Annotated in this window: 21 protein-coding genes and 1 tRNA gene; 19 read left to right on the forward strand and 3 right to left on the reverse strand. The window is 68.7% G+C overall.

What is annotated here, in order from left to right; genetic code table 11:
• Positions 1-16 precede the first annotated feature (16 nt).
• The 9 genes from ACFQQI_RS22160 (at position 17) to ACFQQI_RS22200 (ending at position 9,514) form a co-directional block, all read left to right on the forward strand.
• On the forward strand, positions 17-3,049 hold the full coding sequence (locus ACFQQI_RS22160) for a UPF0182 family protein (protein WP_378568656.1): 3,033 nt from the start codon (positions 17-19) through the stop codon (positions 3,047-3,049).
• A 49-nt stretch (positions 3,050-3,098) separates the two neighbouring features.
• A tRNA-Met gene (locus ACFQQI_RS22165) sits at positions 3,099-3,172 on the forward strand.
• A 785-nt stretch (positions 3,173-3,957) separates the two neighbouring features.
• Complete coding sequence (locus ACFQQI_RS22170; protein ID WP_378569052.1) at positions 3,958-4,488, forward strand: flavin reductase family protein; 531 nt, start codon at positions 3,958-3,960, stop codon at positions 4,486-4,488.
• Between the two features lie 95 nt (positions 4,489-4,583).
• Positions 4,584-5,672 (forward strand): LLM class flavin-dependent oxidoreductase, encoded by a 1,089-nt coding sequence (locus ACFQQI_RS22175; protein WP_378568658.1) that lies wholly within the window; start codon positions 4,584-4,586, stop codon positions 5,670-5,672.
• Positions 5,673-5,700: 28 nt separating this feature from the next.
• The gene (locus ACFQQI_RS22180) at positions 5,701-6,561 is read left to right on the forward strand and encodes an SMP-30/gluconolactonase/LRE family protein (RefSeq protein WP_378569053.1); all 861 of its coding nucleotides are present in this window, start codon (positions 5,701-5,703) and stop codon (positions 6,559-6,561) included.
• 93 nt (positions 6,562-6,654) lie between these two features.
• Entirely contained in the window at positions 6,655-7,314 is a 660-nt protein-coding gene (locus tag ACFQQI_RS22185) for a TetR/AcrR family transcriptional regulator (protein WP_378568660.1), read from the forward strand.
• A gap of 97 nt (positions 7,315-7,411) precedes the next feature.
• Entirely contained in the window at positions 7,412-8,200 is a 789-nt protein-coding gene (locus tag ACFQQI_RS22190; RefSeq protein WP_378568662.1) for an SDR family oxidoreductase, read from the forward strand.
• Entirely contained in the window at positions 8,193-9,107 is a 915-nt protein-coding gene (locus ACFQQI_RS22195) for a hydroxymethylglutaryl-CoA lyase (protein WP_378568664.1), read from the forward strand. The genes ACFQQI_RS22190 and ACFQQI_RS22195 overlap by 8 nt, the downstream gene beginning before the upstream one ends.
• Positions 9,108-9,115: 8 nt before the next feature.
• On the forward strand, positions 9,116-9,514 hold the full coding sequence (locus ACFQQI_RS22200; RefSeq protein WP_378568666.1) for a hypothetical protein: 399 nt from the start codon (positions 9,116-9,118) through the stop codon (positions 9,512-9,514).
• A gap of 23 nt (positions 9,515-9,537) precedes the next feature.
• On the opposite strand, the gene ACFQQI_RS22205 is transcribed toward ACFQQI_RS22200, so the two are convergent.
• Together ACFQQI_RS22205 and ACFQQI_RS22210 are read right to left on the reverse strand one after the other, a co-directional pair.
• Complete coding sequence (locus tag ACFQQI_RS22205) at positions 9,538-10,461, reverse strand: SDR family NAD(P)-dependent oxidoreductase (protein WP_378568668.1); 924 nt, start codon at positions 10,459-10,461, stop codon at positions 9,538-9,540.
• A 6-nt stretch (positions 10,462-10,467) separates the two neighbouring features.
• Positions 10,468-11,286: an enoyl-CoA hydratase/isomerase family protein gene (locus tag ACFQQI_RS22210; protein ID WP_378568670.1), complete on the reverse strand. Its 819-nt coding sequence runs from the start codon at positions 11,284-11,286 to the stop codon at positions 10,468-10,470.
• A 142-nt stretch (positions 11,287-11,428) separates the two neighbouring features.
• On the opposite strand from ACFQQI_RS22210, the gene ACFQQI_RS22215 reads away from it, so the two are divergent.
• From ACFQQI_RS22215 to ACFQQI_RS22260, 10 genes are all read left to right on the forward strand, one after another.
• Positions 11,429-12,967 (forward strand): class I adenylate-forming enzyme family protein, encoded by a 1,539-nt coding sequence (locus ACFQQI_RS22215; RefSeq protein WP_378568672.1) that lies wholly within the window; start codon positions 11,429-11,431, stop codon positions 12,965-12,967.
• Positions 12,964-13,695 (forward strand): SDR family NAD(P)-dependent oxidoreductase, encoded by a 732-nt coding sequence (locus ACFQQI_RS22220; RefSeq protein WP_378568674.1) that lies wholly within the window; start codon positions 12,964-12,966, stop codon positions 13,693-13,695. Before ACFQQI_RS22215 ends, ACFQQI_RS22220 begins: the two co-directional genes overlap by 4 nt.
• Positions 13,692-14,507 carry a coniferyl-alcohol dehydrogenase gene (locus ACFQQI_RS22225; RefSeq protein ID WP_378568676.1) on the forward strand — a complete coding sequence of 272 codons (816 nt, stop codon included), beginning with the start codon at positions 13,692-13,694 and terminating at the stop codon, positions 14,505-14,507. The genes ACFQQI_RS22220 and ACFQQI_RS22225 overlap by 4 nt, the downstream gene beginning before the upstream one ends.
• Before the next feature lie 126 nt (positions 14,508-14,633).
• Positions 14,634-15,821 (forward strand): CaiB/BaiF CoA transferase family protein, encoded by a 1,188-nt coding sequence (locus ACFQQI_RS22230; protein WP_378568678.1) that lies wholly within the window; start codon positions 14,634-14,636, stop codon positions 15,819-15,821.
• Positions 15,818-16,597 carry an ABC transporter ATP-binding protein gene (locus ACFQQI_RS22235; RefSeq protein ID WP_378568680.1) on the forward strand — a complete coding sequence of 260 codons (780 nt, stop codon included), beginning with the start codon at positions 15,818-15,820 and terminating at the stop codon, positions 16,595-16,597. Before ACFQQI_RS22230 ends, ACFQQI_RS22235 begins: the two co-directional genes overlap by 4 nt.
• Positions 16,594-17,313: an ABC transporter ATP-binding protein gene (locus ACFQQI_RS22240; RefSeq protein WP_378568682.1), complete on the forward strand. Its 720-nt coding sequence runs from the start codon at positions 16,594-16,596 to the stop codon at positions 17,311-17,313. Before ACFQQI_RS22235 ends, ACFQQI_RS22240 begins: the two co-directional genes overlap by 4 nt.
• A gap of 71 nt (positions 17,314-17,384) precedes the next feature.
• Positions 17,385-18,416 (forward strand): branched-chain amino acid ABC transporter permease, encoded by a 1,032-nt coding sequence (locus ACFQQI_RS22245; RefSeq protein WP_378568684.1) that lies wholly within the window; start codon positions 17,385-17,387, stop codon positions 18,414-18,416.
• Complete coding sequence (locus tag ACFQQI_RS22250; protein ID WP_378568686.1) at positions 18,416-19,555, forward strand: branched-chain amino acid ABC transporter permease; 1,140 nt, start codon at positions 18,416-18,418, stop codon at positions 19,553-19,555. The genes ACFQQI_RS22245 and ACFQQI_RS22250 overlap by 1 nt, the downstream gene beginning before the upstream one ends.
• An 85-nt stretch (positions 19,556-19,640) precedes the next feature.
• Positions 19,641-21,077, forward strand: a complete 1,437-nt coding sequence (locus tag ACFQQI_RS22255) for an ABC transporter substrate-binding protein (RefSeq protein ID WP_378568688.1) — start codon at positions 19,641-19,643, stop codon at positions 21,075-21,077.
• A 103-nt stretch (positions 21,078-21,180) separates the two neighbouring features.
• Positions 21,181-21,924 carry a GntR family transcriptional regulator gene (locus tag ACFQQI_RS22260; protein ID WP_378568690.1) on the forward strand — a complete coding sequence of 248 codons (744 nt, stop codon included), beginning with the start codon at positions 21,181-21,183 and terminating at the stop codon, positions 21,922-21,924.
• Between the two features lie 3 nt (positions 21,925-21,927).
• Here the strand turns inward: ACFQQI_RS22260 and ACFQQI_RS22265 are convergent, their stop codons facing one another.
• Positions 21,928-23,481: a class I adenylate-forming enzyme family protein gene (locus tag ACFQQI_RS22265; RefSeq protein ID WP_378568692.1), complete on the reverse strand. Its 1,554-nt coding sequence runs from the start codon at positions 23,479-23,481 to the stop codon at positions 21,928-21,930.
• Positions 23,482-23,485 lie beyond the last annotated feature (4 nt).

The following is a 23,485-nucleotide window of genomic DNA, read 5'->3' on the forward strand; positions in this document are numbered from 1 at the left end:
GAAGGAAAGGCACGGCATGAGTGAGCTGTTCGACGAGGAGTCACGGGGGAGCACCCGGGCACCGCGCGGTTCGGGGCGCTCGCGGGCGCTGATCATCACCGCGGTCGTGCTGGTGCTGGCATTCCTCGGGCTGTCGACCTTCGCCTCGATCTACACCGACCGGCTCTGGTACGACGCCGGCGGCTACGCCGAGGTCTTCTCGACGATGTTCTGGACCCGCGCGGGGCTCTTCCTCGTCTTCGGCGCGGTCATGGGCCTCGTCGTCGGGGTCAACATCTACCTCGCCTACCGCTTCCGCCCGTTCTTCCGGCCCAGCTCGCCCGAGCAGACGGGGCTGGACCGCTACCGCGACGCGGTGACGCCGATCCGCACCTGGCTGCTCGTCGGCATCTCGATCGTGCTGGGCGCCTTCGCCGGCAGCTCGGCGATCGGGGAGTGGCGCAACTACCTGCTCTGGCGCAACGGCGGCTCCTTCGGCGAGCGCGACAAGTGGTTCGACAAGGACATCGGGTTCTACGTCTTCGACCTGCCGTGGCTGCACTACCTCGTCGACTACGCGATGGCGGTGCTCGTGGTCGCCCTTATCGCCGCCGTCGTCGTCCACTACCTGTACGGCGGCATCCGGCTGCAGACTTCGCGCGACCGGCTCTCCGGCGCGGCGCAGGTGCAGATCTCGGTGCTGCTCGGGCTCTTCGTGCTCGTCAAGGCCGCGGACTACTGGCTCGACCGCTACGACCTCGTCACCCGCTCCGGCACGCTCTTCACCGGCATGAACTACACCGGCGACAACGCGATCCTGCCCTCGAAGAACATCCTGCTCGGCATCGCTGTCATCTGCGCCGTGCTCTTCTTCGTCAACGTGTGGCGGCGCACCTGGCTGCTGCCCTCGGTCGGCCTGGCGCTGCTCGCGGTGTCGGCGATCCTGCTCGGCCTGATCTGGCCCGGCATCGTCCAGCAGTTCCAGGTGAAGCCGTCGGAGGCCGACAAGGAGTCGCCGTACATCCAGGCCAACATCGAGGCCACGCGCGCGGCGTACGACATCGGCGACGTCGAGGTCGACGAGGACTTCGCGCCGGCGGCGACGCCGGACGCCTCCGTCGACGACCTCGACGCGCGGACCTCCTCCACGCCGCTGGTCGACCCCCAGCTGGTGCGGCAGGCGTTCGAGCAGAACCAGCAGGTCCGCGCCTACTACTCCGTCGCCGACGTGCTCGACGTCGACCGCTACGAGATCGCCGGCAACGACCGCGCCCTGGTGCTCGGCGTCCGTGAGCTCGACCAGTCCGGCATCCCCGCGAGCGACCGCAACTGGTCCAACCTGCACACGGTCTACACCCACGGCAACGGGGTCATCGCGGCGTACGCCAACCAGCGCCCCGAGGACAACTCCGCACAGATCGACGCCAGCAACCAGCTGGGCGGCGACCAGAGTGGCCTGGTCTGGGCGCAGGGCAGCGGCTCCGGCGAGGACGGTCTGACCAACGCGGTGGGCGAGTTCGAGGACCGCATCTACTACGGCGAGCAGAGCCCGGAGTACTCCATCGTGGGCAAGTCGAGCGAGGGCGCGACCGACGTCGAGCTCAACCTGCCGGCGCCCGGCTCGGAGGCCGGCACGACCACGACGTTCGACGGCCCGGGCGACGCCAGCGTGGGCGGCTTCTTCAACCAGCTCATGTTCGGCGTCAAGTTCGGCGAGCCCAACTTCCTGCTCTCCGGGCGCGTCAACGACAACAGCCAGCTGCTCTACAACCGGACGCCGCGCGAGCGCGTGAAGAAGGTCGCCCCGTGGCTGACCGTCGACAGCGACCCCTACCCGGCGATCGTGGACGGCAAGATCGTGTGGATCCTCGACGGCTACACGACCACGGACCGCTACCCGGGCTCGGAGCGGGAGTCGTTCGAGGAGATGACCGACGACTCGCTGCAGGCCGACACCGGGCTGCAGACGCTGCCGACCGATGAGATCAACTACATGCGCAACGCGGTCAAGGCGACCGTCGACGCCTACACCGGCGACGTCACGCTCTACGCCTGGGACGAGGAGGACCCGCTGCTCCAGGCCTGGCAGAAGGCCTTCCCGGGCACGGTCCAGCCGAAGTCGGAGATCTCCGAGGAGCTCATGGAGCACCTGCGCTACCCCGAGGACCTCTTCCAGGTGCAGCGCTACCAGCTCGCCCGCTACCACGTCACCGACCCGAGCGACTTCTACCAGGGCAACAACCGGTGGGAGGTGCCGGAGGACCCGTACGCCGCCGGCCAGTTCCAGCCGCCGTACCGCCTCTTCGTCGGCGACGCCGCGGCCAACGGCCGGTTCTCGGTCACCTCGGTCTTCGTGCCGTACCAGAAGAGCAACCTCGCGTCGTTCGTCTCCGTCGACTCCGACGCGACGAGCGAGGACTACGGCACCATGCGGGTGCTCCAGCTGCGCTCCGAGCAGACCCCCGGCCCCGGCCAGGTCGCGAACCAGTTCGCCGCCGACCCGGACATCGCCGACCTCATCGCCCAGTTCAACCGCAGTGGCGGCACCGTCAGCTACGGCAACCTGCTCACGCTGCCGATCGACAAGGGCCTGATGTACGTGCAACCCGTGTACGCCAGCCGGGCCGGGTCGGAGTCCAGCTTCCCGATCCTGCGCTACGTGCTGGTCAAGTACGGCAACGAGATCGGCCACGGCGCCACGCTGCTCAAGGCCCTCGAGGACGTGCTGGGGGAGACCGCCAGCACGGACACCGGAGGCGATACCGGTGGCGACACGGGCGGCGACACCGGAGGTGGCGGGAGCACCGGCGGCGGCCAGGGCACGGTCAGCCAGCAGATCGACGAGCTGCTGCGCAACGCCGACGCGGCGTACGACGCCGCCCAGACGGCCCTCACCGCGGGCGACCTCGCGACGTACCAGCGCCAGGTCGACCGGGCCCAAGCGTTCATCGAGCAGGCGCTCGAGCTCGCCGACAACCGCGGCGCAGCGACCCCTTCGGAGACCCCCGAGGAGACACCGTCGGAGTCCCCGTCGGAGACGGAGGGCGAGACGGCCAGCCCGGCCGGCTGACCCCTGATTTGGCGCGCTCGACCCCGGTCTGTAAGGTTGGGTTCACCGACGCGGGGTGGAGCAGCTCGGTAGCTCGCTGGGCTCATAACCCAGAGGTCGCAGGTTCAAATCCTGCCCCCGCTACAAATGAACAGGCCCTGACCTGCGGAAACGCAGATCAGGGCCTGATTCAATTTGCGCGAAGATTTGAACCGATTGCCACAAACTGGTCGGGAACCGGGAGAAACCGGGTCCGTTGGTCATCGAGCGCGCTGTGTTTGCGCAGGTCAGCGGGGTGCGCGGCGCACTGGCTGAGTCGGTTTGAGGCGCGTGGATATGGGTTCAAATCCGGGTTCCGGGGGGATGACGGGCAACTGCCGGCCTTACCTGACGGCGCGGGTCGACTCCAGACGATGATCGGCCATGCCTTCGTGGCGACAACCGGACATTGAAGTCGAGTCTGCTCCGCGCGGCGGGCGACACAAGACCGGCATGCACTCCATACCTAACAGGCGAACCGGCCCGTGGCCACCGCCGATCGGTCCGGCGGTCGACCTTCCCGCCCGGCCCGACCGCGGATGACAGGCTGCACCTCACATCGCATTGGCGGCCGCCCTCCGCGCACGCGGCCCTAGCCGCCCCGGTCGCATTGTGCGCCCATCTCACCGAACCGGTCATCCTGCGGCTCCCGGGGTGGAGCGCCAGGCCCTGCCGGACTCGGCCGGCCACAAGGCTACCCGCCAGGTCCGCGCCAGGCTGTGGGGCGCCTGCGCCGCCCCAGCCGGGCCGCCAAGCGCGAGCCCTGCCCGTAACCCAGCTGCGCGGATCCTCGCCCAAGCTCGACCCCCGACCCACGAGGTCCCAGACGCTGTCTACATGAGTGTTGACGCAGTACGACAATCGTCCTAAACTCTCCGTCAACACCAGTGATGACGGAGGTGGCTGTGACAGTGACAACGGTCAAGGCTCGGAATGACGACGCTTCCATCGCGCCAGAACTGTTCCGGCAGGTCCTCGGCCACGTGCCGACTGGTGTCGCGGTAGTCGCTGCCCAGACCGACGCGGGCCCCGCGGGTCTGGTGGTCGGTACCTTCATGTCGGTATCACTGGATCCGCCCCTGGTCGGCTTCCTGGTCGCGGAGACGTCGACCACGTGGCCCCGGCTGGAGCCGGCCGGGCGGTTCGCGGTCAGCGTGCTCGGGGAGGACCAGATCGAGATCTCGCGGGCCTTCTCGGTCTCCGGCGGCGACAAGTTCGCCGGAGTCGACTGGCATCGCTCCGAGCTCGGTCAGCCGATCCTCGACGACTCGCTGGCCTGGTTCGACTGCACCCTCGAGGGCGTCGAGGGTGCGGGCGACCACAAGTTCGTCCTGGGCAGGGTCAGCGACATGTGGGTGCGCTCGCAGGGGCGCCCGCTGATCTTCTGCCACGGGACCTATCAGCGTCTCGGCAGCAGCTGAGCGCCCATTAGTTCCACTCCACAGGGCCACTTGTCCGGGGCTGCTCCGATGCCATCCGGGCAACGGCTGAATCGCGACAGAAGGGGTCCATCCACATGCGCGTTGGATACACCACGCTCTTCCAGGGCAATGGCAATCCCGAGGAGGATCGGCAGGTCTACGCCGACAACCTGAAGCTGTGTGACCTGGTCGAGCCGCTCGGCTTCGATTCGCTCTGGTGCACGGAGCACCACTTCACCGAGTACACGATGTGTCCGGATCCCCTGCAGTTCTTGAGCTACATGGCTGCTCGCACCCAGCACATCGACCTGGGCTCGGGCGTGGTGATCATGCCGTGGCACGATCCCGTGCGCGTGGCGGGGCAGGTCGCCATGCTCGACCTGATCAGCGGCGGCCGGTTCATCTTCGGCATCGGTCGAGGTCTGGGCCGGATCGAGTTCGAAGGGTTCGGCGTGCCGATGGACGAGGCGCGGGGCCGTTTCCTGGAGTCCGCCAAGATCGTGCTGAAGGCACTGGAGACCGGCGTCCTGGAGCATGACGGCGAATACTTCACCGTCCCGAAGCGGGACCTGCGACCGCGCAACACGACCTCCTTCCAAGGCAAGGTCTACACCGCAGCGGTATCACCCGACTCGATCAAGCTCCAGGCCGAGATCGGTGCGGGCATCCTGATCAATCCGCAGAAGGACTGGAGCGACACCGCCGACGACATGCGGACATACCGCAAGCAGTACCGGGAGATGCGGGGCGAGGAGGCCCCCGCGCCGATCGTCACCGGATGGATGATCTGTGACAAGGACGGCAAGAAGGCCAAAGACATGGCCCAGCAGTACATCAGCCAGTACTACGAGATGACCCTGCAGCACTACGAGCTCGGTGGCCGGCACTTCGGCGACACCTCAGGGTACGAGTACTACCGCGACCTGTCGTCGTACATCGACAACAAGGGCACCTCCAAGATCATCGAGAACTTCATCGAGCTGCAGATCTACGGCACCCCCGACGAGTGCTTCGACCGGATCATGGCGATCCGCGACCACGTCGGCAACGACGGCTTCAATGTCGTGCCATTCTTCGGGAGCCTGCCCTACGAGTTCGCCGAGCAGCAGATGCGGCTGTTCGCCTCGGAGGTCATGCCCCGGCTGAAGGACGTCCCGGACTTCGACTTCTCGAAGATCGACTAGGGGGCCCAGCGTGACGAGCACGTCCCGGGTGATCACCGACGGACTGCGGTTCCCGGAGGGACCCTCCTACCTCGCCGACGGCGCAGTGATGGTGGCCGAGATGAAGGGTGAGGCGATCACCCGGGTCGACGCCGACGGCACGCTGACGGTGCTGGGCGACTGCGGCGGCGGACCGAACGGCAGTGCCGCCGGAACGAACGGTGACTACTACGTCGCCAACAACGGCGGCCTCTCCGCCGAGGGGATGGGTTACTGGCATGCGCCACGGCAGTTCGACGGGGTCGTGCAGCGGGTCTCGGCGGACGGCACGGTGGCCACGGTGGGCGGTGCCCTGCCCGGGCCTGCTCCGCATCGTCCCAACGATCTGTGCTTCGGTCCGGACGGCACGCTTTACGTCACTGACTCGGCCAACTGGGAGGACCTGCGCAACCTCAACCCCGGCCACATCGTCGCGCTGGCGCCGGACGGAAGCCAGCGTCAGTCAGTCGAGGTTCCCGCCATGCCCAACGGCATCGCGGTCTCTCCGGACGGCCGGCTGTTCATCACCCAGTCGATGACCAGGAAGGTCCTCGCCTTCGACTTGGCCGACGGGGAGATCGTCGGCGAGCCGGAGGTGTTCGCAAAGCTGCCGAACGGCGTCCCGGACGGGTTCTGCTTCGCCGAGGACGGTACGGCGTACGTCTGCGGCAGCGTCGCCCATGCTGTGTTCGTCTACGGACCGGACGGCGAGCTCAGGGAGACCATCTCGACAGGGGACGGCACCCAGCCGACGAACTGTTGCATCGGCGACGACGGCAGCCTGTACCTCACGCTCGCGCTGACCGGCCAGCTCGTCGCCCACGACCTCGGTGTGAAGCCGGCGGCGGTCTACCGCGGCGTGATCGGTTGAATCGCCCGGGCCGTCCCCTAGGATCGGGGCCTCGGGTTCATCGCATGAACGGCACCGAGGTAGACAGCGGCCCCGGCTGGGAAGGTATGGCAGATGGTCTCGCCCAAGGCCCGGGCTGCTCCCCGCAGCGACATCGCGCGCCGACGGATGGAGCGCCGCGAAGCCGGCAGGCGGCGGTCGGACGAGCGGTGGAGCGAGATCATCGCGGGGGCCGCGCAGGTCTTCCGTCGACTCGGCTACGCCCAGGCGACGCTGGAGGACGTCGCCCAGGAGGTCGGCATCAACCGCGCCACGCTCTACTACTACGTCGGCACGAAGGAAGAGCTGCTGGTCTCGATGCTCGATCGGCCCATCGAGCAGCTCCGGACACGACTGGAGGAGATCGCGGAGGGCGCCGAACCTCCCTCCCAACAGCTGGCCCGAGCATTGCGGGAGTACACCACCGGACTGGCCGAGGAGCCGGAGCTGACCGTGTTCGTGGCCGAGAACGTCCACCGGGCGATGAAGGGCCCGGAGGCCGACCGGATTCGCGACAACGCCGACCGCTACGGACGGGTGCTGGCGGGGATCATCGCGAAGGGAGCGAGAACCGGGGAGTTCCGCTCCGACATCGAGCCGTCCGTCGCGGTCTTGGGGATCCTGGGCATGTTCAACTGGATGCACCGGTGGTTCGACCCGTCGGGGCCGCGATCGCTGACCGAGATCGGCGAGGACTTCGTCGCCCTGGCGCTGGGTGGCCTGCAACCCAGTTGACGGTCCGGTGCCGAGGACGCGTCCGATGAGTCGTCGGACGAGCGCGCCTGCGGGTCGTCGCGTTCCCTCTCCTCGGCCCTCGGCGGAGGAGGTCAAGGTGCTCCCGGACGGCACGTTCGCCGGCCGGACCGCGCTCGTGACTGGCGCCGGCACCGGGATCGGCCGCGCGTCGGCGCTTCGCCTGGTCGAGCTGGGCGCCTCGGTCATCGGCGTCGGTCGGCGGGTCGAGCTGCTGCGTGAGACCCGGGCGATGGCCGCCAATCCCGAGCGGCTTCGGATCGTTCCGCAGGACATCCGCGATCGCGCGGCAACCTCGGAGCTGGTCCGGGGACTGGGCACGCTCGACCTAGTGGTAAACAACGCCGGCGGTCAGTTCATCGCGCCGGCAGCGGACTTGTCGCCCCGCGGCTTCGGCGCGGTACTGGACCTGAACCTCACCGCGACAGCCGCCGTCACCGAAGCCGCGCACGCCGGCCTGGCCGCAGTCGGCGGCCGGGTCGTCACGCTGTCGATCTCCGCGGCCGAGCGTGGCATCGCAGGCATGGTGCACTCGGCGGCCGCACGTGCGGCGATGGCGGCGCTGGTCGCCGACCTCGGCGAACGCTGGGCCGCCGACGGTGTCAGGCTCTTCTGCCTCGCACCGGGCACGGTGCTCACCGCCGGAGTCGGCGACGAGCTGGCAGGCTCGACCCTCCAGGCCGCTGTCGATGCCAGCATCCTCGGGCGTGACACGTCTGCGGCGGAGGTCGCCGAGTGGGTGGCTGCCCTGGGCAGCGGGCTCTTCGACGCGGTCTCGGGAACGGTGATCGAGATCGACGCGGGCGCTGCACTGGTGGATGCGTCATCGGTGCTCGTCGGAACGGAAGGAGTTGATCGGCATGGCTGAGCTGCCGGCGGTGGAGATCGTCGAGGTGTCGCCGCGGGACGGGCTGCAGAACGAGAAGAAGCTGCTGCCCACCGAGGACAAGGTGGAGCTGATCCGGCGTGCGGCGGAGCTCGGCGTACGGCGCGTGGAGATCACCTCGTTCGTCCGCCCGGACCGGGTCCCCCAGCTGGCCGACGCTGCCGAGGTGGCCGCGGCCGTCCGCGAGGCGGACATCGTGACCAGTGCGCTGGCGCTGAACCTGCGTGGCTACGAACGATCGGTTGAAGCCGGCATCGGCGACGTGAACACCGTGGTGCTCGCGACCGAGTCCTTCAGCCAGCGCAATCAGGGCATGAGCGTCGCGCAGGCGATCGCCGGCGTGGCGAAGATGCGTGAGCAGGCCAAGCGTGACGGTGTGGCGCTCACGGTGACCCTGTCGGCGGCGTTCGGCTGCCCGTTCGAGGGCGAGGTGTCGGAGCAGGCGCTGCGCGAGATCCTGGCCAAGCTGGTGGACCTGGAGCCCGACGAGATCGCCCTTGCCGACACCATCGGGGTGGCGGTGCCCGCGGAGATGGAGCGGCGCTTCGGCATCCTGCGTGAGCTCGCGCCGAGCCTGCCGATGCGCGTCCACCTGCACGACACCCGCAACACGGCGGTGGCCAACGCCGTCGCGGCGGTGCGGTCCGGCGTCACGGTGCTCGATGCCAGCCTCGGGGGCATCGGCGGCTGCCCGTTCGCGCCGGCGGCGACCGGCAATGTGGCAACCGAGGACCTCATCTACCTGTTCGACCGGATGGGATACCGCACCGGCCTGGAGCTCGACCAGGCAATCGACCATGCCCGGTGGCTGACGGATGCGCTGGGAGTCGCGATCACCGGTCGGGTCGCCAGCGCCGGCGGGTTCGCCGCCGGGGGCCCGGACGAGTGAGCGGCGACATGGGCGTCGCGCTGCCGGGGTCAGATCCCCTGACCGCGACCCTGGTCGTCGGGTCGGCTCGAGGCGGTCTGGCCGCCGTGACGTCAGGACATCTGGCGGACGACCTCGGCACGCTGTTCCTCGACGTGCGCGAGGTGGTCACGGCCCTCGCGGCCGCTGGCCGGGGCGGAGGGGTGCTGGTCCTCGTGAGGACCGACGAAGCGCCTCCCGCGAACGTCGTGGCCAACGCCGTTCGCGCCCTGGTGCGTGGCCTGGCCCGCGAATCGGGCACCGATGGAGTGCGTGTCAATGCGGTGGTGTCCGCCACCGGGCAGGCCGATCCGCGGCCGATGCTCGAGTTCCTGGCCGGGCCGGCGGCCACCGTCCTGACCGGAGCCGTCCTCGACGTCCGGGCGTGACGCCGCCGTCGTTCCTCCGGACGTCAGCGCGGCTGCATCGGGAATGCCTCGAGGTCGGGGAAGCACTGGCGGATCAGGTCGATCTCCGACATCGCGCTGTCGGGAAGGTCGACGGCGACGTCCTGGGTGCACACGCCGGCAAGCTGATGGGCAGCTTCTTCGTCGTCCAGATGAGGGGAGAAGTAGCCCTCGGTGGCACCGATGACCAACCGGGACATGCGGCCGCCGCCCGCCGAGATGACTTCTCCCGTCACCTCGCAGCTCGGGTGCGTCAGGGCGAGCACCACCGCTGAGACCAGCTCCGGCGGAACCTTCCGGTCCAACTCGCCGTACACGCTCCCAGCCATCCGCGACGAAGCCACCGGGGCGATCGCATTGACGCGGATGCCATGTGCCGCGCCCTCCTGCGCCAGGACTCGCGTGAGACCGACGATGCCCATCTTCCCGGAGGCGTACACCGCCGAGCGGCGCTGGCCGAAGATGCCCACGGCCGAGGTGGTGTTGACGACACGTCCGCCGCCCCGCTCAACGAGGTGCTTCCACGCCGGCAGCAGCACGTGGTACGCGCCGAGCAGGTGCACCGAGAGCGACGCGATCACGTCGGGGTAGGAGACGTCGGTGAAGAAGTTGGTCCGGGCGATGCCGGCGTTGTTGACGACGATGTCGAGATCGCCGAACTCCTCGATCGCGCGGGCCACCATGGCCGCCCCGCCCCCGGGGGTGGCGACCGACTCTGCACAGGCGACCGCGACTCCGCCGGCCGCCCGAATCTCGGCGACGACCCGTTCCGCGGGGGCGTCGCTGCGCTCCCGACCGTGCTCATCGACCGCGATGTCGTTCACCACGACGCGGGCGCCGCGCTCGGCCAGGTGCTGGGCGTAGACCTTGCCCAAACCGTTGCCCGCGCCCGTGACGAGTGCCACCGTTCCGGTGAAGTCGAGGCTCATGGCCAGCTAGTTCCTTTCGTCGGCGTCGTTCTGGCGGGTCGGCGTCAGTTGCTCGGCTCGCCGTGCGGCGAGTGCCGACTGGAACTCGGGACCGGCCATCGCCTGCTCCTCCAGGGCCAGGCCGTAGCGCAGTGCCACGGCGGCCGCGGTCCGCAGGTGAGCGTTGAGCACGGACTTCGTCGAGCGGAGGGCGAACTGGGGGAGCTCCGCCCAGCGGGTGGCCAGCGCGAGAGCCGCTTGCAGCGAGGTTCCGTCGTCCACCACCTCGTGGACCAGACCGAGCCGACAAGCTTCCTCCGCGGTCAACAGCTCGGCGTTCATCAACAGGAACTTGGCTCGATTCAGCCCGATGATCGCCGGCCACAGTGCGGCACTCCCGTTGCCCGCGGTCACTCCTCCTGCCACGTGCCGATCTCCGATGTGGGCGGACCGCTCGATGAACGCGACATCGGCGAGCGAGGCCAGGATGGCTCCGAGGCCGAGTGCGTCGCCGTTGACGGCGCACACCAGCGGCTTGTCCAGGTCCAGCAGGCTCTCCACGATCATCCGGGCCTCTTCGATGGGCGTTACTCCGGTCAGCGTGGTGAAGGTACGCGTCGGGCTGGAGTCGCCGCCCATGCAGAAGCTGCTGCCCGCGCCAGTGAGAACGGCTGCGCGGGTGCCCTCGTGGGCCTGGATGTCACGGAAGATCCGGGTCAGCTCGCTGTGCATGGTGTCGTCGATGCTGTTGCCGTGCTCAGGGCGGTTCAGCCGGATGGTCGCGATTCGTCGATCGACCGTCACCTCGGTGGCCTGATAGCCCGGATACGCCGTCGCGTGGTTCATGGAGGCCCTCCCGGCCGACAAGGTCCAATGCTAGGTTGTATACAAACCAGTATGGACGGTGATGGCACATTTGTCTGCCAGGCGTCCATTCAGGGGGCTCCGGTGGTACGGACTTCGAGGGGAGAGTGAGTGATCGATGGGCATGACCCCTGTCCGTGTGGGTGACTGGCTCACGGCCGCCGCCGGGTTCCAGGGCGACCGCGAGGCCCTCATCGAGGGGGAACGGCGGCCGACCTACTCAGAGCTCAACGCGCGCGTCAACCAGCTCGCGGACGCGCTGGCTACAGCGGGGGTCGTCAAGGGCGACCGCGTCGCGCTGTTCGCCACCGACTCGATCGAGTACGTCGAGGTGATCTTCGCCTGCATCAAGCTCGGCGCGACGTACGTGCCGCTGAACTACCGGCTCTCGGAACCCGAGCTGTTGCTGCTGCTGCGCACCAGCGGCGCTCGCCATCTCTTCGTTGGCGGCCGCTACGGACCGATGATCGAGGCGGTCCGCTCCGGGGTCCCCGATCTCAGGACGGTGGTCTCCTTCGACGGACCGGGCCCTGCGATCGACGTTGTCTACGAGGACCTGATCGCCCGGGGCCGCGACCTCGAGCCGGATGTGGACGTGGACGACGACGACCTGCTGGGGATCGCCTTCACCAGCGGCACGACCGGGACGCCGAAGGGGGTGCTGCACCACCAGCGCGTGGTCAAGCACTTCACCTGGCAGACCTTCGTGGAGGCACGCATCCCGCCCGGCGTCGTCAACTACTCGCCCTCGCCGCTCTACCACAACGCCGGGCTGCTGTACGTGTTCGCCGGCATCGCCCGGGGCTTCACCTCGCTCATCTCACCCGAGTTCGAGGCAGGCCGGGTCCTCGGGCTGCTGCAGGGTGGCGAGCTGAGCAGGTGCTTCCTGGTCCCCACCATGATCAGCAGCCTGCTCGAGCTGCCCGGAGCAGCCGACTTCGACTACGACAACCTGCAGTGCATCTCGTACGGCGGCGCGCCCATGTCGCCCGCCCTGCTGCGCCGGGCCATGGATGTCTTCGACTGTGACTTCATCAACATGTTCGGCGCCGGCACCGAGGCGGGTCTCCAGACGTTGCTGGGGCCCGAGGAGCACCGCCGCGCGCTGAACGGGGAGGAGCACCTGCTGAACTCGATCGGGAGGCCCGCTGCCGGCGTGACATTGCGGTTGGTGGACGAGGAGTTCAACGACGTCCCGGACGGCGAGGTGGGGGAGATCGTCACCCGCTCGGACGTGATCATGGCCGGCTATCTCGATCAAGCGGCCGAGAGCGCTGGCAAGGTCGTCAATGGCTGGTACCGCGGCGGCGACATGGCCTGGCGCGACAGCGAGGGCTACCTCTACCTCGGCGGTCGCCGCAGCGACATGATCATTCGCGGCGGCGAGAACGTCTATCCCAACGAGATCGAGTCCGTGCTGGCCGACCTTCCCGGCGTCGTGGAGGTCGCCGTGATCGGGGTGCCCGACGCGCACTGGGGCGAGATCGTGCGTGCCGTCGTGGTCATGGCGGAAGGCTCGCCGTTCGACGACGCTGCCGCGGTGGAGCTGTGCCGTTCGCGGCTGGCGGCGTACAAGGTGCCCGCGGAGTTCCGCGAGATGACCTCGTTGCCGAAGAACCCGTCCGGCAAGATTCTCAAGCGCGAGCTTAGGCGCCTCCCGTGACCGACCGCGTGGTGCTGGTGACCGGCGCAGCTGGCGGGATCGGCGCGGCCGCCGCGCGAGACCTGGCCGCGGAGGGGTTGTCGGTCTTTGCCGCCGACATCGACGCCCCGGCGCTGGACGTGGTTGCCGATGACGTCTCCCGGCGGGGCGGACGGATGGAGGCCGTCGGCCTCGACGTCCGCGACACCGAGAGCGTGGCCCGCTGCTTCGACCAGGTCGCCCGGCGCGCCGGCCGCCTCGACGCGTTGGTCTGCGGGGCTGGGATCTTCCCGCGCGTGCCGTTCGACGCGACCACCGCCGACGTCCTCGATCGCGTCATGGACGTCAACTTCCGCGGATCCGTGCTGTGCGTCCTGGCAGCCGTGCCCCTGATGCGCGACGGCGGGAGCATCGTGTTGTTGACGTCGGGCGCGGGCGACCTGGAGGCGGCCGCCCACCCGTTCCAGCGGGGCTTCTCGCTGTATGGCGCCTCGAAGGCCGCCCTCGACCGGTGGGCTCTCGGCGTCGCCGAGGAGCTGCGCGACCGCCACATCACCGTCGTCACCCTGTGCCCGGGGGCCATGGTGCGGACCGGCGGCATCGAGCGCCTCGGTCTCGCCGAGCCCGTGCTCCGAGGCGCCGTGTCCCCTGAGGCCATCACCCCGGCGATTCTCGAGCTCGTGATGGAGTTCGGCCGGGGAGGGACCGCGCGCAGGCTCCGCGCGAGCGAGCACGGAGTGGCCTGGTGACCGCGCTCCGCGCCCGGTACGCCTCGTATGTCGGTCAGCGCGTGCTGGTCACCGGTGGCGCGTCCGGGATCGGGCGGGCCACGGCACGCGCGTTGGTCGAGCAGGGAGCGCGCGTCACCGGCGCAGATGTGGTGCCGGCGGACGACGACGGAGTCGAGGGCGTGCTCGTGGACCTGTCTGATCGCTCGGCGCTGGCCGCGTTCGTCGAGGCGGACGACGGACCGTACGACGCCGTGTTCAACTGCGCCGGCCTGTCGACGGGCGCAGCGGAGCCGGTCCAGGTGATGAAGGTGAACTTCCTCGGCCTGCGGTACCTGAGCGAGCGACTCGTGCGCGAACGGATGCGACCCGGCGGCGCCGTCGTGTCGGTCGCGTCCATCGCGGCTATGGGCTGGGAGCGTCACGTCGAGACCCTGACCGCGCTCCTCGCCTGCGGCGAGTTCGAATCGGCCGAACATTGGTGCCGAGCACACCCCGATCTGCTGACCCAGGGGGGCTACCGGCTCGCCAAGCGTGCGGTCGTCTACTGGACGATGCGGTTCGCCGCCGAGGCGGCGGGCCACGGCGTACGCGTCAACAGCGCTTCGCCGGGGGTCACCGACACTCCGATGCTGGCCGTCGCCTCCGCTTCGCTGGGCGCCGGTCGGGTCTTCGACCATGAGACTCCGATGGATCGTATGGCGGCCCCCGAGGAGCAGGCCGACGTCCTGCTCTTCCTGAACAGCTCCGCCGCGAGCTACGTCACCGGCACCAACGTGTGGGTGGACGGCGGCTACGCGGGGGCATTCGCGTCGGGCGTGGGCTCCGCGTAGGCGTCGACCCCCGCTCGACCGGAATTCGTCAACGAATTTGTTGATCCCCCTTGTCAGCGGGGCCGGATTGTGTGCAATCTTCATCCAGCAGCGAAATTGTGTGCAATCTGCCAGAAGGGTGACAACATGGGCGGGCCGCTGGAGGGCATCCGGGTACTCGAGCTGGGCAGCTTCATCGCGGGTCCCTTTGCCGGCCAACTCCTCTCCGACTACGGCGCCGAGGTCGTCAAGATCGAGCAGCCAGGGGTCGGCGACCCGATGCGGGTCTGGGGAGTCACCGAGGACGGGGAGTCGCTGTGGTGGCCCGCCATCGCCCGGAACAAGAAGTCCGTCACGGTGGACCTGCGCTTCGAGCGCGGACAGCAGATCGTCCGGCGCATCGCCGAGCAGTGCGACGTCGTCCTGGAGAACTTCCGGCCCGGCACGCTGCGCCGCTGGGGCCTGGACTACGAGTCGGTCAGTGCCGTCGCGCCCGGCGTGATCTACGTGCACGTCTCGGGTTTCGGGCAGACCGGGCCGCGTGCCGGAGAGGCGGGATTCGGGAGCGTCGCCGAAGCCGTCGGGGGCATTCGGTTCACCACCGGCTCACCGGACCGGCCGCCGGCGCGCGCCGGGATCAGCCTGGGCGACGCGCTGGCCAGCCTGTTCGGGGTGATCGGCGCGGTCTCCGCGCTCCACGAGCGGACCCGCAGCGGTCGTGGACAGGAGGTCGACGTCGCGATCTACGAGGCCGTGTTCGCGCTCATGGAGTCGCTCCTCGCTGACTACGCGGTCGGGGGCGTGCAGCGAGAGCGCAGCGGGTCGTCGTTGCCCGGTGTCGCTCCGTCGAACGTGTATCCGACCGCTGACGGCGAAGACCTGGTGGTCGCCGGCAACGCCGACAGCGTCTTCCAGCGGCTGGCCGTCATGATGGGACAGCCCGAGCTCGCGAGTGACTCTCGCTACGCCACCCATCTTGCTCGCGGGGAGAACGCCGCGGAGCTCGACGAGCTGATCGCCGCGTGGACCGGCGGCCGCAAGAGCTCGGAGCTGCTGGCGCAGCTCTCCGAGGCCGGAGTGCCTGCGGGGCTGATCAACACGGCAGCGACGATCCTGCGAGACGAGCACTTCGCCGCTCGCGACATGATCGTCTGGCGCCAGGTGCGTGATCGCAACCTCCCGATGAACGGGGTGGTGCCCAAGTTCTCCCGGACGCCCGGAGAGATCGGCGAGACGGGTCCGCGGCTCGGTGCCCACACCGCCGAGGTGCTGACCGAACTGGCGGACGTCGCCGACGAGGAACTCGCCCGGCTGCACGAAGCAGGTGTGGTGTGAACGGCCCGGTCTCGACTCCGCTGCTCGAGGTCGAGGACCTGACGGTGCAGTTCGGCGGCGTCGCCGCTCTGAGCGGCGTCAGCTTCTCGGTCCACAGCCAGCAGATCTGCGCCCTGATCGGGCCGAACGGTGCCGGCAAGACCACGGCGTTCAACGCCATCAGCAGACTCATCCGACCGCGGGGCGGCGCGATCCGGTTCGAGGGGAAGAGCCTGCTCGATCGCCGGGCTGCCGATCTGGCCGGTCTCGGAATCGCCCGCACCTTCCAGAACCTGGCGCTGTGGCCGGGGATGACGGTGCTCGAGAACGTCATGGTCGGGCTCCACGCCCGCGGCCGGGTCGGGTTCGGCCGTTCCCTGCTCGGCGTGCCCTCGGTGCTCGAGGACCGCAAGCTGCGTGCTCGGGCGTTCGCGGCCCTGGACTACATGCAGATCGCCGACGTGGCCAACCACGCGTGCGAAGGTCTGCCGTTCGGAACCCTGAAGAGGGTCGAGCTCGCGCGGGCGCTGGTGTCGAGGCCGAAGCTGCTGCTGCTCGACGAACCGGCGAGCGGCCTCACCCACGGAGATGTCCGGGAGCTGGGATCCACGCTGCGGCAGCTTCGCGCCGAGCTGGGTCTGACCCTGCTCCTGGTCGAGCACCACATGGCTCTCGTCATGGACCTGTCGGACTACGTCGTCGCACTGGACTTCGGCCGCAACCTCGTCTCCGGACGGCCCGAGGAAGTCCGCGAAGACCCGAAGCTCGCCGAGGCGTACCTGGGACGGCCCGCATGAGCACCGGAACGCCTCTGCTGCAGCTCGCCGGCCTCCACGCCTTCTACGACAGCGTCGAGTGCCTGCACGGCGTCGACCTGACGGTCGGGGCGGGCGAGGTGGTGGTCGTCCTCGGCCCCAACGGCGCCGGCAAGACGACGCTCCTGCGGTCCATCTGCAGGATGGTGCGCACCACGGGCGAGATCGTCCTCGACGGGCGGGACGTGCGCCGGGTGCGGACCGACCAGCTGGTCGGCCACGGCGTGGCGATGGTGCCGCAGGGGCGCGGCACCTTCGTCGAGCTCGACGTCGAGGACAACCTGCGCGCCGGGGCCCTGACGAGGCCGCGCGGCACCGTAGAGAAGGACATCGCGCACTGGTTCGAGGTCTTTCCCCGGCTCGCCCGATGGCGGCACACCCTGGCCGGAAGCCTGTCGGGTGGCGAGCAGCAGATGCTCGCCATCGCCCGCGCGATGATGAGCCATCCCCGGCTCCTGCTGCTCGACGAACCGTCCCTCGGGCTGGCCCCGGTCGTCACGGCACGGCTGTTCGAGGTCCTCGCCGAGACGAACGTCCAGCACGGTACGGCGCTGGTCATCGTCGAGCAGAACGCCGAGCTGGCGCTGGACATCGCGCACCGGGGGCACGTCCTGGAGGCCGGGTCGTTCGTCGCAGGCGGCTCGGCCGAGGAGCTGCGCGACAACGACGCGATCCGGATGGCCTATCTCGGCTATTAGCGAAGTAGTGAGTGTTCGCCGGACCGGCCGGACCGGTCCACCGACCCAGTGAGGGAAGTGCAATGGCGGTGATGACGATGCCGAACCGGGGCGTCGACGAGGGAGTCGACGTCCTGAGAATGGCGCGCCGCAGGTCCGCGGTGAGGTCGACGGGGGTGGTCGTGGTCCTGCTGGCCGCCTTCTCGGTCTGGGCGGTGACGACGCACGGCGCGTCCCTGTACCTGCAACGACTCATCGACGGCGTCACCAACGGAACCCAGTACGGCCTCGCGGCCCTGGCCCTGGTGCTCGTCTTCAAGGCGACGAAGGTCATCAACTTCTCCCAGGGCGCGATGGCCCTGATGGGCACGTACCTCGCCTACACCTTCGTGGAGAGCTGGGGAATGCCGCTGGCACTCGGGATCGTGCTGGCGATGATCGTCAGCGCCGCGGGCGCAGGTGCTCTCCAGCGGACCCTCATTCGTCCGTTCGACCCGAACAACCACCTGGCGATCACGATCGTGACGTTGGCGCTGTTCCTCATCCTCAACGCTCTCGTCGCACTCATCTGGGGATTCCAGCCCAAAGGCTTCCCGACCCTGTTCCCCAAGGGGGCAGACGCCTACATCGCCATCGGCGGAGCGAGGCTCTACTACTCCGCGCTCGGCACGTTCCTCCTGGCCGTCGCCGTCGTGGTCCTCCTGCAGCTGCTGATGAGCAAGACGCGGCTGGGGCTGCGGTTCCGCAGCATGGCCAGCAGCGTGGACTCGGCAAAGCTCGTGGGAGTCAACATCAACAGGACGATCCAGGGTGCCTGGGCTGCGGCCGCCGCGGTGGGAACCCTGGCCGGTTGTCTCATCGCGCCGGGCACGGTCCTCGACCCGCTGATGATGGACAAAGTCCTCATCTACTCCTTCGCGGCCGCCACCCTCGGCGGGCTCGACAGCATCACCGGTGCGCTGGTGGGCGGCATCGTGGTCGGACTCACGATCACCTTCCTCACTGGGTACGTCCCTGCCTTCGGTGGCCAGTTCGGACTCGGCTGCGCCTTCCTCGTGATCATCGCCGTCCTGCAGTTCCGGCCAGCCGGCCTGTTCGGCGCTCGCAGCATGGAGCGCGTCTGATGGCACTGACACTGGTCAAGGGCAGCCGCCGCTACGTCGTGGTGCTGGTTGCCATCACCGCAGCCGCCGCAACGGTGCTGATCGCCCTGCCCTACATGATCGGCACGATCGCCGGCATCGGGACCCTGTCGCAGCTGGTGGCCTACGCCGTGGCGATCCTCGGCCTGAGCCTCGTGATCGGCTACACCGGCCAGATCTCGCTGGGCCACAGCGCCTTCGTCGGACTGGGCGGATACCTGTCGATGATCCTGGTCGTCAAACAGGGGTGGCCCTACCTGGCGACGATCCCGGTCTCATTCGCCCTCTGCGCGCTCGCCGGGGCCTTGATCGGGATCCCTGCGCTGCGCATCCGGGGCCTGTACCTCGCGGCCGTCACGTTGTCGATCGCGGCGCTCTTCCCCGTGCTGGTGGGCAAGTTCCCCGACCTGACCGGCGGCACGACGGGCCTCTTCGCACCGGAGATGGAGGTCCCGAACTGGCTTCCGGTCAACCCGTACACCGAGAACGGGCCGGTCACCATCAGGTACTACGTGATCCTCGGAGTTGCGGTCCTCATGTTCCTGATCGGCTGGAGCATCGTGAGCGGGCGGGTCGGCCGGGCGATGCGAGCGGTCCGGGACGCGCCGCTCGGAGCTTCGGCAGCCGGGGTCCAGGTCGCCCGCGTCAAGATCTTCGCCTTCGCCATGAGTGCTGCGTTCGGCGGTGTTGCCGGATCCTTGCTGGTGATCCAGACACCGTCCGTGTCCGACACCCGGTTCGACCTGTTCCTCGCGATCTTCCTGCTGGTGGCGATGATCGCCGGCGGCAGCACCAGCGTGCTGGGAGCGATCCCCGGCGCCATCATCTTCATCACCCTGCGGGTCTACATCGCCGACTGGGCCGACGGGCAGAGCTGGCTCAACGGGCCCAAGGCCACCCAGGTGCCCGGAATCGTCTCCGGCGTCCTGCTGCTGATCTTCATCTTCCTGCTGCCGGGCGGTGTCGCCGACGGCATCAAACGCGTGCTCCGCAAGGTCGTCGTCGTCGTCCCGAAGCAACCGGCCGGCTGGGAGCAGTACCAACTCGTCGATCGTTCATCGGGCTCGGGAACACCCAGGACGTCACCGCAGCGGTCAGTGACGTCCGCATCACCCAGGTAGAAGTGATTCCTCTCAGAAAGGGCTGACGATGTCGGCACGACGGAAGACAATTTCAGCGTTGGCGGTCATCACGTCCATCGCTGCAGTGACCACAGCATGCACGAACACCGACCCGAATGCCGGCAGCGGTGCGGGCACCAACGACTCGCGCTGCCAGGCCGACGCACAGCCCGCCACCGGGACGGACGAGACCGCCGGCGACACCATCCCTGCCACCCAGAAGGGCATCGCCGAGTGGGGCCAGGACGAGAGCGACCCGTGCATCTACAACGGTCCGGGCAACTTCTCATTGGACCTGACGGACTGTCCTTCGAGCTGGGACAACAACACCGGCATCACCGATGACAGCATCTCGCTGTTCAGCTCCGTCCCCAAGTCCGGAGCCCTCGCGGCCGTCGGTGGCATCGGAGACGGTCTCAAGAGCTACCTCAACTACGTCAACGACAACGGCGGCATCTACGGTCGCGAGGTCACGCTGGACGTCAACGACGACCAGTACCAGCCCGACCTGACGCGCAAGAACGTGGACGCGGCGATCCAGGCCGACAAGTACGCCGCCAGCTTCAGCATCATCGGCACGGCCAACAACCTCGCCGTCCGGGACACCATGGACGCGGCCTGCATGGGCGAGTACATGGTCGGCGCCACGGACGAGTTTTTCGACCCGGAGAACTACCCGTGGTTGACCGGCTTCGGGCTCAACTACTACAACGAGGCCGCGCTGCTCGCGGACGCTCTGAAGCAACAGTTCCCCGACGGCGCGGACGTCGCCGCGATCGTGATCGACAACGCGCTCGGTGACGCCTACCTCGACGGGTTCGAGCGGGCGATCGAGGGAAGCAACATCGAGCTCGTCGATACCCAGCGCAACGCCGACGACGCCCCGAACGTGAACGACCAGGTGACCTCGGCCGCCGCCTCGGACGCGGACGCGACGCTCGTGATCGAGGCCGGCGTGTTGTGCTCCCAGGCGTTTGCCGCGATCGAGAAGAGCAGCTGGGACCCGACGATCGTCACCGGCAACCAGTGCGCGCAGATCTCGACCACGTTCGCTCCGATGCTGGAGCAGGGAGCGACCGGCAACGGTGTGCAGACCGTGCGCTACTACTACGCGCCGAGCGACCCCGACGTCGAGGAGCAGGACAAGGAGTTCGCGAAGTTCATGACCGACACGCTGACATCGCAGGGCCTGGACCCGCAGGACGGCCAGGTCGCCAACGGTTGGTTCTGGGGCTGGTACACCGTCGCCGTCCTCAAGGACGCCAGCGTGATGAAGGGCGGGCTGAACCGGGCGAACATCAACATCGCGGCCCACTCGTACAACAGCCGGTGGCCGATGCACATCGGCGAGGTCAGCGCTGCGGTGAGCGGCGTGGACGACGCCTTCCCGTTCGAGTCCGGTCGGGTCTACGAGTACACCGGCGCGGGCAATGGGTCGACGGGTCGCTTCGAACCCGTGGGCGACCTCGTCACCAACGAGGGCGAGCTCGGCAACTTCAGCAAGATCTCGTCCGGCGAGTAGTCGTCAGCACGTAGCCGACACGACGTGGGTCTGGGCCTGCCTGATGACGGGCCCAGACCCACGGGCATCCGATACGGTGATCGCGTTGTGTGAAGGGGGATCCATGGCTGGTCGGCCGGCAGGACTCAACGGCAGCCACGGGTCGAAGGCGGGCCGGCGTACGCCTGTCGTTCCAGGTCCGGTCAGCTCCGAGGTCGCCTACGAGGCGCTCCGGACCGCCATCATCGAGGGCCAGCTCGGGCCGGGTGAGCGGATCGTCGAGCAGCGCGTCGCCGCCGAGCTGAACGTGTCACGCACCCCGGTCCGCGAGGCGGTGCGGATGCTTGCCGCCGACGGACTGGTGGTCGCCAGCCGGCACCGAGGTGCGACGGTACGCACCCTCGACCGCTCGGAGGTGCGAGATCTCTACGGGTTGCGCGCTCGTCTGGAGGCGTACGCTGCCGAGCTCGCCTCGTCGCGCGCGACCGCCGACGACGTGGAGGAGCTCGACGCGGGCATCGCCGAGTTCGACGTTGCGCTCCACCGCGGCGACCTCAGCGACCTGGACCGGACGAGGTTGGTGAACCAGGCCAACAAGCGCGTCCACAACGCCGTCGTCCAGGCGAGCGGACACGGCCGGCTCGGCCAGATGCTCGCCAACACCGTGGACGTGCCGATGGTGTTCAGCGCGTTCCGCTTCTTCAACCGGGCCGAGCTCGAGCGGTCCAACAACTTCCACCGCTACATCCGTGACCAGATCGCGGCCGGAGAGCCCAGACGCGCCGCCTCCCTGATGTACGAGCACATCATGCAGGGCAGGGACCAGGTCCTGCGCCAGCTCGATCAGGAGAGCACCCCCGAGGTGTAGGAGTCACGGGTGCAGCGAGCTGACCAGTCGGTGCTTGACGATCTTGCCGGTCGCCGTCCTGGGGAGCTCGGTCGCGACGTGGAAGGCGACCGGAACCTTGTAGCCGGCCAGCCGGGAGCGGCACGACTCCCGCGCAGCATGCTCGTCGAAGGTCGAACCGGGCTTGAGCGTGACCCAGGCGTGCACCTCCTCGCCCCAGTGCTCGTCGGGTACGCCGGCGACGGCGGCGTCCTCGATCTCCGGCAGGGAGTGCAAGACCGATTCGATCTCTGCCGGATAGACGTTCTCCCCGCCACGGATGATCATGTCGTCCTTGCGGCCGACGAGGTAGAGGTAGCCCTCCTCGTCGGCCCTGGCCATGTCGCCACCGCGGTACCACCCGTCGTGGAGGACGCGCGCGGTCGCCTCCGGCTGGTCGAGGTAGCCGTTCATCACCGCCTGCCCGCGGGTCACGATCTCGCCGACATCTCCCGGTGCGACGTCCCGGGGTTCGCCCTCGCCAGGCTCGCACAGTCGCAGGTCCATGCCGACGATCGGCTTGCCGATCGAGGCGAGCAGGTGTGTGCTGCCGTTGACAGCCCGCCGGTGGTCTTCCACGGTGAGCGCAGTCTGGGTGCCGGCCTCGGTGCCGGCCCCGAACGGCTGCAGGAAGTCGCAGCCGAAGACGTCCATCGCCTCGCGTAGCAACGGCAGCGGCATCGGCGCGCCGCCGTACGCGATGGAGCGCAGTTGGGAGAAGTCGGTGTCGCGGACCCGTGGATCCCTGAGCAGCGTGTTGATCATCGTCGGTACGAGGAACGCGTCGGTGACCTGCCCCGATCCCAGCCAGGACAGCACTTCGCCGGCCTCGAAGTCCGGCAGCAGCAGGGATGTCGCACCGCGGGCCACCTGCGTGAGCACGAAGTACATCCCGGAGATGTGGAACATCGGCGCCGCTGAGTAGTGCGTGCTGTCCTCGCGCAACCCCCGCATGAGCAGCGTCGATCGCATGTTCTGCTTGACCACGGCCTGGGAGTGCAGGACGCCCTTCGGCTTCCCCGTCGTGCCGCTGGTGTAGGCGATGCAGGCCAGGTCGGAGTCGTGGACGACGACGTCGAGCTCCTCGTCCCGTCCACGGGACAGCAGCTCCTCGTAGCCCGGGTCGTCCAGGACGACGCGGCCGATCAGTGACCCGGCGTCGGCGCGGTCGGTGACTGGCTGGTTGCGGCTCGCGTGGAAGAGCAGCCGAGGCTGCGAGGCGTCCATCAGCACCTGCAACTCAGCGGCGTTCAGCCTGAAGTTCATCGGCATGAAGACGGCGCCGAGCTTCATGCAGGCGAGCAGTGCCTCCAAATACTGCTGGGAGTCCGAGGAGAAGAGCGCCACCCGGTCACCCGGCTGGACCCCACAGTCGTTGATCGCGGTCGTCAGCCGGTTGACCCGCGCGTTCAGCTCGGTGAAAGTGACCGGTTGGTGCGGTCCCAGCACGGCGATCCTGTCCGGGTAGTTGCGTCCGGCCAGTCGCAGCCAGTCGCCCGTGCGCAGCGGGCGAGTCCTCGGGAGGGTGGTGGGGATCATGTCA

This window comes from Nocardioides sp. GCM10030259 (assembly GCF_042666375.1).
Lineage (GTDB): Bacteria > Actinomycetota > Actinomycetes > Propionibacteriales > Nocardioidaceae > Nocardioides.

Bases quoted from the DNA above. Each gene is read 5' to 3' on its own strand.
- ACFQQI_RS22265 (WP_378568692.1), bottom strand. From the start codon at position 23,481: ATGATCCCCACCACCCTCCCGAGGACTCGCCCGCTGCGCACGGGCGAC.
- ACFQQI_RS22230 (WP_378568678.1), top strand. From the start codon at position 14,634: ATGGGCGGGCCGCTGGAGGGCATCCGGGTACTCGAGCTGGGCAGCTTC.
- ACFQQI_RS22175 (WP_378568658.1), top strand. From the start codon at position 4,584: ATGCGCGTTGGATACACCACGCTCTTCCAGGGCAATGGCAATCCCGAG.
- ACFQQI_RS22160 (WP_378568656.1), top strand. From the start codon at position 17: ATGAGTGAGCTGTTCGACGAGGAGTCACGGGGGAGCACCCGGGCACCG.
- ACFQQI_RS22245 (WP_378568684.1), top strand. From the start codon at position 17,385: ATGACGATGCCGAACCGGGGCGTCGACGAGGGAGTCGACGTCCTGAGA.
- ACFQQI_RS22185 (WP_378568660.1), top strand. From the start codon at position 6,655: ATGGTCTCGCCCAAGGCCCGGGCTGCTCCCCGCAGCGACATCGCGCGC.
- ACFQQI_RS22250 (WP_378568686.1), top strand. From the start codon at position 18,416: ATGGCACTGACACTGGTCAAGGGCAGCCGCCGCTACGTCGTGGTGCTG.
- ACFQQI_RS22260 (WP_378568690.1), top strand. From the start codon at position 21,181: ATGGCTGGTCGGCCGGCAGGACTCAACGGCAGCCACGGGTCGAAGGCG.
- ACFQQI_RS22170 (WP_378569052.1), top strand. From the start codon at position 3,958: ATGACGGAGGTGGCTGTGACAGTGACAACGGTCAAGGCTCGGAATGAC.
- ACFQQI_RS22195 (WP_378568664.1), top strand. From the start codon at position 8,193: ATGGCTGAGCTGCCGGCGGTGGAGATCGTCGAGGTGTCGCCGCGGGAC.
- ACFQQI_RS22205 (WP_378568668.1), bottom strand. From the start codon at position 10,461: ATGAGCCTCGACTTCACCGGAACGGTGGCACTCGTCACGGGCGCGGGC.
- ACFQQI_RS22200 (WP_378568666.1), top strand. From the start codon at position 9,116: ATGGGCGTCGCGCTGCCGGGGTCAGATCCCCTGACCGCGACCCTGGTC.
- ACFQQI_RS22240 (WP_378568682.1), top strand. From the start codon at position 16,594: ATGAGCACCGGAACGCCTCTGCTGCAGCTCGCCGGCCTCCACGCCTTC.
- ACFQQI_RS22210 (WP_378568670.1), bottom strand. From the start codon at position 11,286: ATGAACCACGCGACGGCGTATCCGGGCTATCAGGCCACCGAGGTGACG.
- ACFQQI_RS22215 (WP_378568672.1), top strand. From the start codon at position 11,429: ATGACCCCTGTCCGTGTGGGTGACTGGCTCACGGCCGCCGCCGGGTTC.